1 protein-coding gene is annotated in these 12,842 nt (G+C 42.5%); it reads right to left on the reverse strand.

All coding sequences use genetic code 11. From position 1 onward, the window contains the following. Window positions 1-84: 84 nt before the first annotated feature. Entirely contained in the window at window positions 85-12,807 is a 12,723-nt protein-coding gene (locus IV512_RS14420) for a T9SS type B sorting domain-containing protein (protein WP_209404563.1), read from the reverse strand. Window positions 12,808-12,842 lie beyond the last annotated feature (35 nt).

Here is a 12,842-nt window from a genome sequence, read left to right on the forward strand (position 1 = left end):
AGTAGCTTATTTGTTACAGTTTTAAAAACTAAAAGGCAGCATTTACAAAATGCTGCCCTTATTAATATATAAACTTAACTATGTTTATCTGTACAATGAAAAGTGACCTACGAATTCTCTCGTGTCAGATTCACCATTGAGTTTGATAATGTACCAGTAATCGCCTGATGGTAGATTGCTGTTTTGGTAAATTCCATCCCAACCATCTTCATTATCCTTGAAAGTATAAACAGTTCTTCCATATCTATCATAAATACTGATGTAGATGTCAGGGAAGATTTCCATGTTTTTAGGTTGCCAAATATCGTTGGCACCATCGCCATTCGGTGTAAAGAAATTAGGGATTTCAATATCTATGAATTCCATAAAAATACTAGCAGAGGCCTCACAACCATTTTCGTCAATAACCGTTACCAAATAAGTGTCGGTTTCTTTGATGAAGTAGGTATTGTCAGCGCCATTGCTAACATCGCCAAAGTAAATTGTATACTCTTCTTTGCCTCCCGTGACCGTTGCGGTTATTTCATTGATATTGGTCTGGGTTACCGCAATTTGTAACGGTTCATAGTCATCTATAATAAAGCTGTGTGTCGCAATACAGCCATTTTCATGGGAAATAGCAACATAATGGTTACCTGGGGGTAAATCTCTAAAGAATGGATTTAACTGCATCTCAGACGGGTCCGTCGTGTCTATACCGAACAACACCTCGTCTTCGATACTCGTATCTTCAAGAATAATGTTGATGTAGTTATTTGGAGTATTACCATTACAGCCATAAACCGGTTCGACCAAGGCATTCAAATTGACACCGCCAGCGACACTAATGAAAACATTATCTTCACAGCCGTTCGCATCTTGAACGTAAATAATGTAATCACCACCGGCCAAATTTTCAAAAAAGGTTCGATTTTCGATATAAGTAGATTCCGTTGCCAAGCGTGTACTATATGGAGCTGTACCACCGGATATGGTCAGGTCTATGGTGCCATTTTCTTCACCCACACAAATTTCAGGTGTTGAAGTGGCATTTACTTCAAGTACTTCCGGCTCAGCAATAGATGCTTCTATGACTTCGAAACAACCATTGGCATCCTGTACAATAATGGTATAATCTCCCGGAGCAAGTTCATCAAACAAGTTCTCGTCGAAGAACTGATTCAAGTTTGGTGAAATGGCGTATTGATAGGTGCCGGCACCACCTGTAACATCAATATCGATACTACCGTCTTCGGCACCATTACAACTAACGTTGTTTATATCTGCAGATACTACCAATGGTGTGGGTTCTGCAATCTGAATTCTAGTGGAAACAAATTGGCAATCGCCACTCTCTACCCTTAGATAATAGTCTCCAATAATCAAATCTGTGAATAGTCCGTTTGCTTGATTTGGTCTTACTTCGTTGATGAGGCCTGAATCGCTAAACAGGGCGTATTGGTAATTTCCTAGGCCTCCAGCCGCTTGGGCATGAATAACCGCTGTATTGTCACCATGACAAGCCACTCTGGCTGCAGATAAGTCGATTGTAGCGGTTAAATCTTCTACCTCATTTACGTTGACGGAATTGGTTAGTATAGATACACAGTTGAAACTGTCGCGCACAAAGTATTGATACTCACCCTGTGTTACATTGGTGAATAGATGTGTATTGGCACCACCAGAACCGTTCATGATATTAAAGTTAATACCGTCAACACTCCACATATAAGGTGCTGTACCACCTGATGCTGTTAATAACAATTCTGCATTGTTCTGACATGTCATCATTTGAGAGGTCGTTAATTGACCTTTGACGTCTGTAGGCTCTACAATTTCAATAATGGTAGTTTCAAACTCACAGTCCATATCATCGAAAATGGAAACGCTATAGAAACCACTGACTAGATTATTGAACGTGTTGTTTGTCTGAGATGCCGATGCCACTAACAAATTGCTTCCTGCCATATCATCGTAACTGTTCAAGATGTATCTATAATTAGCAGTTACATTTCTTGGATTGACCGAAGCTGTTACCGATGCGTCATAATCGCCCTCGCAAACCAAATCCGTATTTGATATGGAAGCGGTTATCGGGTCTGGTACCACCAAATCAAAGGCATTATTGAAGTTGGCAACACAACCCAAGGCATCCGTAATTTGAATGCTGTACTGACCGGCACCTAGACCTTGAAACAAGAAGGAATGTACATCATTGGCCGTGTAATTGGTTCCGGAAGTATTATGGGTCATAACAATGTCGTAAGGTGCCTCGCCACCAGTAGGTACTATTTGGGCACTTCCGCGATTGTTGTTACATCCAACTTCTTCTGTAATAATTGGGTCTAGAGCTAGTGGAGCTTCCGGGGTCGAAATACTAAAACTTCTTGTTTGTGTACACTCTGGGAAGGCATCTTGTGTAACCTCTACTGTATAATTTCCTGCGGGTACCAAAATGGCCGGGGTAGGACCTACGTTAACAGAACTTCCCGATTGAACAGGTGTACCTGAGCCATTGAAGATAGTATAACTAAATCCACCTGTATAAACGGCATCTACTACTGTTAAACGAATACTTCCATCACCTCCGTGGCAAATTACATCCGATAATTTTTCTACCGTAATATCAAAAGTATTGGGCTCTTCCACCGTATGGCTTCTAATGATCTCGCAACCAGTGGTTACATTTCTGATTCCAAAGGTGTATGTTCCGGCAGAAAGGTTCAAGAATTGATTCGATACCTGATACGTAACCGAAGGCAACTGTCTAAACTCGTAATTGGCCGGATTGCCACTGTAGTTAGTAAATGTGCTGGTCACATCAATACTGATATCTTCTCCACTATTGACACAATCAATGTTTCTGTCCACCGAAATAGTGGCATCGACCAAGGCATCGTAAGCATTCACTGTTACAACGTGTTCCGCAGGGCAACCTTGGTTATCATACACACGAACGATGACGTCGCCACCATTTACATCGGTATAGAAATAACTGGTGCTGTTGCTATCTTGAAGTATGTTGTTGGTGGCATCGTCGATAAATACGAATCTATTATAGGTGCCTGTGCCGCCTGAAATACTTGCTGTGTTAATGGAAATAGTCGCATTATCCACTTCATTGTCACTAGAACAGCCGAATTGAACCACATTGGGAACATCGAATGCAAGTACAGCATTTTCATCTACCGTTGAATTTATAACTGTTTCACACCCATTTGGACCTGAGCCGGTAATGGTGTAATTGTCACCCGGTAGGTTGATGAATGACTGTGTTGTCGAATCCCAATTAGCACCTGCAGGCATAGGGTTTAAAGTGTAAGTCAATGGGTTGTTGCCATTATTCACCTGAGCTAATTCTATGCGACCATCATTGGCACCTGGGCAAGATACGGCGGTCGGGTTGGCGGTAAAATCTGGTTGAATGGCCAAAGGAACTTCTATAATATAACTTCTGCTACATTGTGGTGATGCAGTGCCCATATCATAGACATTTACAGTATAGGTATCTGCGATGTCAATGGTTACATTAGAGGGATTAGGAACTAAAGATTGTCGAGCAACTTTGATACCTGCCGAACTATCTAAAATCTCGAATTCATAAATTCCTGAACCAGCAATTGCTTCAATGGCTATTTCGGCTTCATTACCGGCACCACAGCCTAGTTGCTTGTCTAAACCTACAGTAGCCTGTAGAGTAGGGTGAACGTCAATATTTTGAGTAGCTGTACAGCCGGAAGCATCTTTAATAAATACATCGTAATTTCCGGCGGGTATGGTACTATAAGTTCCGCCATTGCTTTGATAGGTGCTCCCTCCATCTAAAGAATAAAGAATTGTACCGGTTCCACTTGCGCTGATAGTTATTGTGGCATTGGTATCGCAATTATCGATATTGATATCATCGATAGTCGGTGCTGCCATGAAATTCATGCTAACCGAACCCAATGAATAACTACAACCATATTGGTCTTCAACGCTTACATTGTAATTTCCGGCAGGTGAGTTGGCAGGTATTTCTATTGGATTATCTCCTGAAGCGGTGATAGTAGTAAAAGTGCCGGGTCCTGTAACGGTATAGAAATAGTTTCCGCCACCGCCTTGAACATTATCTATTTCGATAAGTCCCGGATTTTCACAACTGATATCCTGAATGGATTGTGGCACTCCTGTAATGACTTCTAGCTCATCTAAAATTTCATTCTCACTTGCGCTGATACATTGTGGAGTACCGCCTGCATCAACTTGCTGTACCTCTATATAATATTCATTGGCAGGTAGATTCAGTATTTCAATAGTATTAGCGTAAGATATAACACCTGGGCTGTTGCGAATTACGTTTCCGTCCACATCATAAAGTGTCCACTGCATATCAGTTTCCGTACTACCATCGGTATCTACAATGGTGTATCTAATGATTCCTGTACTAGAACTATCACAAGTAGGCGTAATGGACGCAGAAATATCCATAGGATTGGTTATAATATCATTAACGTTGACACTACTTTGTCTTACACAACCTACGGCATCTCGTACGTAGAAAGCATATGTTCTACCGGGAATCAAATTGGTGAAAGTATGTGTAGAACCCGCAGGGTATGTAGTTGTCCATCCGTGAGCAGGACTCACAATATCAAAATTAGCGGGATCTTCCGAATAGGTATATTCATAAGGGGCGGTCCCGTTTTGGCCTCGTACACTTACCTGCAACTCGGTACAGTTAACGATTATGGGTAGAAGGGTAATGTCTAAATCATCTAAAGGAAAGGGAACGATAAATCTAGGTAGGTCTGTTTGACACACCGTATTGCCACTACCATCGATAGTTCTTAATGAAGGGTCTACTTCATCACCTGATAAGTACCCTCTAAATTGGTCAGAAGTCTGCCAAGTCGCACCACCATCATCACTAAATTCAACAGTGCCTATGGAGGTAGGGTAATTTAAAAAGTCAAATCCGAAGTCGTTGGGGTCGCCCGTACACGCGGTAGGGGTTCTACCTTCTACATCAGCAGTCAATTCAATTGGTTCATCTACAACAATACCCGATACGGTTTCAGAACATCCCGATTCATCGGTAATAACAATATCGTAGGTGCTAGGAGCTAGGTTGAAGTATGTTCTCGAATTGTTAACAACATCATTTTGTATTTGGTCAGGAGTACCATTGGTAACATCGACCAATCGGTAGTCGAATGGTGCTAGCCCGCCCGTAATACTAACTGCGATACTTCCCGTACCACCGAAACACTCTGCATCTGTTGGTGTGGCAGTAAATGCTAGTGTCGGGTTGGCTTGAACCGTTTCGGTTTCCATTCGCTCACAGTAGTTGGTGCCGTTGGCTTTATCTCTTACATAGATGTCATAATCTCCAACATCGGACAATGGAATAGAAGCAGAATTTGAAGGTGAAAAATCGGTATCTGTGACTGTATTTCCGGAAGGAATAAAAGCGTATTCAAAATTTCCATCTCCACCAGAAGCATTTGCGGTCAATGAACCATCGGCACAAACACTCGCATTCGTAGCCGTCACACTTAGGGCAATAGTAGGGGCGATGGTTATCACTTGAATGCCAGAAGTACAACCGTATTGATCCGTTACTTCAATATCGTAAGTTCCTTCAGATAGATTGTTGAAGGTATAGGCCAAATTATTAATTGGAGTAGGGGTTTGCCATGCTCCGGCATTTATTCTAAATGTATAATTACCGTTGCCATCGGTCACTGTTGCAGTTACGGAACCATTGCTTAGTCCATCATAACATTGGGTTGCCGTTAAGTCAAAAGCTACCGGGGTCGGCGCCGTTACCGTTACTGGTGAAGAAGATAAAACTTCACAATTATTCTGGTCACTTACTCGCACTAAATAATCACCGGCAGGAACATTTAGAAATTGAGGTGAATTACTAAAAGCTCTTACCATAGTACCATCGGTCAACTCTAGCTGATATTCATAACTAGGAGTACCTTCGGAAGCGGAGGCCTCTAAAGTGGCTCCGGTATTGAAACAAGTGAATTCTGCCGTTTGTATTAAACCTGCTGTTAACGCATTTGGTGATGTCAATGTAACGGTTGAGGCTGAGATTGCGGTGCATGAGTTATCGTCCACTTTTCGTACCATAATACCATAATTTCCGTCTCCTAAAGTGGAGGGAGTTGTAAACGGTGTAGTGGCTTCAGCTATCCAACTTGTACCTCCATCCAAAGAATACTCATATCCAAAGGCAGGATCAAAATTGTTCACTTCGAAACGGATATTTCCATTATTCGCACCGTTACAAGTAGGTGAGGTGCTACCCAAAATACTTACTTCAAACTCTTTCCCTGATTCTACTACAACGGTCAAATCTTGCGTTTTTTCACAAACTTCAGGTACTTGCGTCGCGTGTATGTCATCTAAAATAAGGTCGTTGCCATCGGCGCTGTTCAAATTGGTTTTAAAAATGACGCTAACATCGGTATTTGTACCCGGATCAAAAGTAAAACTGTAGTCGTACCAGCTATCGGCATCCGTGTTTTTAGGAATATCCCCCGTGGTACCAGAACCTAGTACAGTTCCTGAGCTATTAACTAACTCTACTAATACATCTGGGTTGTTTCCGTAAGCAGTTACCCTTCTTAAGTTATAGGCGGAGAAAGCTACCGTTATTGGTCTATTTGGAAGCACTTCTAGATTTTCCCTTTTCCATAAGATAGAGTCGTCTTCATTATCATGCACACGAACGTCTACGGCCAAGAACCTGCCATTGGTCAACCCGGTATGATCGTTCGGACTTCTCCATGCCGAGATGGGGTTGGTTACAAAATTGGTAACGGTGTATTCACCACTCACCAAAATGCCTGCTGGACCTAAGTTACAGGCCGTTTCAGAACCATTTTGTGGTTCATAGCAGTATCCGGTACCTATTTCACCAATTTGAGTAGTGGCTCCTGTACCAAAATTCTCAAAGAACAACATACTTTGTTCCGCGCCCAAGGCACTGGAATATCCGACGGTAATGGTATGGGTGCCAGCCGCTACATTGCTGAAAACATTAGAATCTTCAGGAGTGTTAGCAACGGTATTAAGTTCATATGTATAGTTGAAGTCGGTTGCATTGTCGGTATTAACGGTCACTTCTCCCGTACCATCACAATTATAGGTAATTGTGGTATTTAAATTTGGGTCCGGGGTTTCACTAGGTACGGTCAATTCCATATCAAAAGTACAGCCAAGAGCATCTCTAAGTACCAATTGATAGGTGCCTGCGGTTAGCCTGCTATTATCCGTTGCAATAAAGTTGGAACCTCCGTCAAAACTATATGTATACGGAGCTTGACCTCCGTTAGGGTTCAATATTTTCACTAGTGCACCGCTTGGGTCACAAGAGGCATCCTCCACAATGGTGGCCGAGCCCGTTAACCTGAAAGGTTGGGTGATTTCATACTCGATGCTTTCGGTACATCTATTATCTACAGTGCCGCTAGAATCACTTACTGTCACCGTATAAATTCCGGCAGTCAAGTTATTGAAAAAGTTTTCATTCTGATAGGTAACACCTCCATCCAAACTATATTGGTAAGGTGCAGTTCCACCAGTGGTATTAATGGTCAATGTTGAGGTGGCGGAATCGGCGCAAAGGATATCGGTATGTGAGGCGGAAACAGTGACCGCTCCTAAGTCGTCAACTTGAACGCTGTTTGAAAGGGCGAAACATCCATTATCATCCTTCACTACAAAAACATATTCACCATCTTCATTAGGGAAGTAGGTCGCAGGATTTCCTCTATATCCGAAATAGAAATTGGTACTTCCTACGAAGTCGGTATCCGGAATACTGGCCGTATCGGCATAATTTAAAACTCCATTTTTACTCCAAATAGCGTATTGGTGTCCGGTAGTTCCTCCAGTAACGGCAAGATTAACCACGCCGGCACTACAGGTGATATGGTTTTCAGTATTGGCAGTTAATCGTAATTCAGGAATTTCATTTACGGTTATGGTCTGGGTGTCGGTACAACCATCAGTGGTGGAGGTAACAACAATATAATCGCCAGGTACTACACCGGTAAACGTATGGGTGTTATCGGCTTTTACAAGCTCCGATGTCACAAAACTGCCTGCTCCTCCATTGCTTCCATCATCAATGTATAACTCATAACTATAGTCTGGAAGTACATTAAGCGCTTGAACACTAATGGTACCTTGCTCATCACAGTCGGCAGTTGTACTACTGAGGTTCACCTCATAATCCCTTCTTTGGATACCAATATCTTCCGTTTCAAAAACACAACTATTGGCAATTGGTGCTCCTGTTGAAGGATTCAGTTGTGTAGCCTGAACTTTATAAGTACCGTTGTTGGCAATATCGAAATTTGGACCCTGCCCCGCGCTAAAAGGAGTTTCAATTGCATCATTGGTCACATTGAATAATTGATAACCATAACCGCTGGTGGGGTTGGTTATGCGAATACTACCATTGGTGTTACAAACGATGTCGGTAGGGATGTAGGCAATATCCAATGTGTTTTGGAAAACATTGAAGTAGAACCTACTAAAACATCCGTTTTCATAAGCAATTACCACGCGGTAGCTTCCGCTTTCGGTAACCGTATAGTTGTTCTGCTGCACCAAGTTGTTCCAAGTACAGGTACCATTTTTGTTGGCACAGTCATCACCAGCGTCAGAACAGCTGGTTTCGTCTAGTTTTTGCCATGTAATGCTTTGGGCATCGGTAATTCCCAATTGTAAAAGGGCGCTATCATTAGACCCGCAAAGGAAAATTTTTGGTAACTCGTCCCCATCAATCGAACACGTGACTATTTCCCCCTGTAAATCATTATCGGGATTGGAATCACTATTTACCTGATTGAAGTAATCTACAATGGGGTTGGTCTGAACATCTCCAAAGCGGTTGACCCTAATTCTTTCAATATGGTCATCACAGCCTGAAGCTGCTGTTTTTTCTACGATATAATTACCAATGCTGGTTACCACCATTGTTCTTGGTTCAGAATCAGGATCGCCATCGTTCAATAAGGTATCGGAGCCGTCTATTTGACCATTATTGTTGTTGTCAATGGCCCAAGTGTAAGATGTGAATCCGTCACCGGCCGTTAATGTGACAAAATCACCACATAAGAGTACCGACCTAGCTACATCGCAATCTTGCAATGCATTGGCCAAACTGTTAGAGGCTACTTCTTGATCGGTAATACATGCCCCTGCAGGATTACTGCCATCTTCATCGGAGAAGGTACTGGAATTAACGATTCCTTGATAGGTAGCATAGGCATGGTTCTCCAATTGCGAGGCACAAGCAGCTACAAATTCTGAACAGTCACCGGAAACAGCGACTTCAATGGCAATTTTATATTCTGGGTCGCCTATCTCCACTAAGTTATCGGGAATGGTAAAAGTGACCGTATGGCTTACCGGGTCGTAATTTTCAGTAACTCCGGGAGCGTTGGAGTAGTCAAAACTTTCAACGGTGACTCCCGTAGGCAGTACATCTCTAATAGTGAAATTCGTCGCATCATCGTCTCCTGTGTTTTGAAACCTGATGGCGTAGTTGAACGTTTGACCTAGACTAAGTTCTTGACCGTTAATATCGGCTCCTCCTAAATCTTCAGAAGTATTGCCAAGAATAATAATTGGGGCAAACACTTGAACGTAAGAGGCATCGATTACGGTTCCATCATTAGGGTCGACCACAGGCACTCCCGTGCCATATTCTCCACCATCACCACCATCGGCATTGTTATCTTTATAATATTCATTAGCGTCACTACATCCGTCTCCATCGCTATCCAAATCTAAATGATCAGGAAAGCCATCCATATCGGTATCTAAATTGGCACAAAATCCTGAAAAGGAAGCTGTATTATAGGATAAAAAGGCGACGTCGGCATTGGAGCCAAGTTGCAATCGCAGGTAAGCTACGTCACTCAGACTAGCGGCCGGAATATTGAATTCTGATAACTCAACGGTTGCCAAGCGATAATCTCTGGTCGTATTATTGAAAAAGACACTTCCGTTGGCATGGTAAACATCTAATCTATATGAACCCACAATGCTATTAAGCGCGCCACCACTTGAGGCTTGCACGCGTACGGCATTACCTAGTGGAGCTCCGGTAGCGTCATAAAGACTTACCGTATGGCCTACGCCACTGGGGTCTGCGACTTGCGTCAATAGAATATCGGGAATTCCATCACCTACATTGGTTACAACGATGGGGTCGATTTCGTACACCCAGGTATCACCAACGTTGGCAATACCGGTTCCAAGGTCCAACCCGTTTTGTCCGTGGGTCAATAATGGATTTAAGGGATCTGTTGCGGGGTCGTTTACAACGGTCAAACCTTGTGCATTGTTCGGGTCGCCATCATTAAAACTAGCTTCTAGGGTAGCTTCGCTATAAATATTCTTTGAAGGGGATAGGGCCATCCAATTAGATTCTGTGGCCGAAATATCCGCAGTACCATCATTATTGGTGTCTATGCCGTCTAATAACCCATTTCCGTTAGAGTCATAAATGTCATCGTCTAAAACGCCTGTGGTAAAAGTGGTTCCTCCAGAGGTAAATGCCAATAATTCATGTGACAAGTTGGGCAATAAAGGGTTTCTGGAAGAAGTGGAACTTCTCCACAAATCATTGAAATTGGTGAAAATCTCGGTAACTGCATTTCCACCTTGCACGGTAGTTGATGGTGAGGTAAAGACAACATCATTGGAAATGATACACATTTGCTCGACCGTATCTAAAATTCCATCGTTATCATCATCTAAGTCGACACTATCTACTACACCGTCGTTGTCAAAGTCATTATGTACTATCAATCGGGCGGAAGGGTTGTCTTTGGTGATATTGGTATCGGTTTGGTCTTGTGAATTAATAGCTGTGTTGATGAGGTTGAGTAAAGGCAGTATAGCTATTTCATCTGCTTGCACCTCCAAATTTAAAAAGGCTGTTTCCCCACCGTTAAGGGTACCGATATTCCATGTGTTGCCACTCCAACTTCCTGAAATGGTCTGGGCACTTATTAAAGTAAGTCCAGAAGGAATATTATCTGTAATGCGAAGATTAGTCAAAGGACCTACACCTAAATTCCTTACTTTAATTGTAAAGGTCGCTCTTTCCCCTTCTTTAATTTCCGGTTTGTCCACGGTTTTGTTCAAAACCACATCGGGGTCACAATAGTAGGCAGAAATTGGCTGGGAGTCGTAGGTACAGGGCCCTTTGGTACCGCGAACAAAATAATCGCCGGCGACGGTAGGGGCAAAGCTCTCACCGTTGGCACCGGGAATCATTTCTCCATCACCGTACCACTGGTAAGCATCAAAGTTACCCGTTGCTTCAAAAATCTCAGACCCAACAAAACATCCACTACCACCGCGTATTCCAAGATCTACAACAGGTACGGTATCAAAACCGGAAAAATAACCTGCAACACCCTGAGCTCCGTTAAAACCAAAAAAACCGATAGCCATAGGCCCGGTCGATGTTACACTTATGTCTCCATCTAGATTGGGAATGTAAAATGTTTTCCAATCTGCTGATCCGGCTACAGGGCTAGAGGGTGGTTTACTGATTTCGGTTCCATCTTCATATATTTTTATATTGGCATCTGTGGTATTTACAGATGCTATAATTGTTAGACCGCCGGTTACCGTCGAACCTGCAATATTTCGAATATCCGGAATATTATCCAGATAATCGGGTAACAAACAATTAACGGGAGCCACAAAATTCAACCCTTGTGTGTATAAATTGCTCGAACCTGCCATAGATTGGTAGGCATATACATCTTTTGAGGTTTGTACGAACATGTTTGCCCCTACAGTGTTCGAAGAGTAGTAAGAACTAGGTATTTTATAATATTCACCGTTATTTATGGTTGCTACTGGTGTTGAGCTGCCGTTTACGAAAACCTGAGTGTTATCTGCCGTTGCAATAACCAGTGGAAATTCGGTAAGTCCGTTGGTGTTGCCATTACCTCTGATAAACACGTATTCTTTACCTAATTTATTAATCGGTACCGGTTGGTCGATACCGGCATCTCTATGGCTTTGCCCATCTTCACTGCCAAAGTTTATAGAACCGTTACTGATCACTATATCTTTAGTAGATACTATTGAAGCACCGATCCAACCGTCTTCATGGGCCTGTGTTGGACTATTACCGATATAGGTTTCATATACGAATGATTCGTTTGCGTCTAGAGTTATGGTATGCGAATTTGAAATAATACCAGCTCTATCGTTGCCCACTCTAAACTCACAACCTGGGTCATACCCAGACAAAACTACGGTCGTATTGTCTTCGGTAGCCATAATACCTAAGGTATTCGATTTTGAGGAATGACTGCCTTTATTGGGTACACCGCCCCATTTAAAGTTAGTACCCATAGCTTGCCTACCCTTGGCGGTCAATGAAGCAGCCTGAGAACCAGATTTACCTCTGTAGTTGACATAGAACTTTTTTCCGCTCGGAGACTCAAATCGTAATCCGCTGTTGGTCAGTACAACTCCGGTATTATTGTTATTTACCAGAGTAATGTTGTTATCGCCATTACCCAATGTCCATACTCCAGCATTGAGGTTATCGATACTGAAAGTTCTTACAATGGCATTTGAGGTGCCTTGGTACGCATTTACTGTAAACGCGCTTGTTTCAGGAGTAGATAAATAGATAGCTTGTTGCTGAATACCTTGGTTGTTTTGCCCCTGCTTCATTGGCGGCAAATAGTGTAGGTCGCTTAATTGAGAAAATGCAATTTGGCTAGAAAAAACTATGATTAGAAATAATAGGCTTTTCAAATAGGGTCTTAGTAGGGTAATCATTGGTTTGGTCTGATTTGGCAACTACAACAAATTAA

This window comes from Pseudozobellia sp. WGM2 (assembly GCF_017810075.1).
Lineage (GTDB): Bacteria > Bacteroidota > Bacteroidia > Flavobacteriales > Flavobacteriaceae > JADNYK01.

Excerpts from the sequence above, each read along its gene's own strand:
- IV512_RS14420 (WP_209404563.1), bottom strand. The coding sequence starts at position 12,807 with ATGATTACCCTACTAAGACCCTATTTGAAAAGCCTATTATTTCTAATC.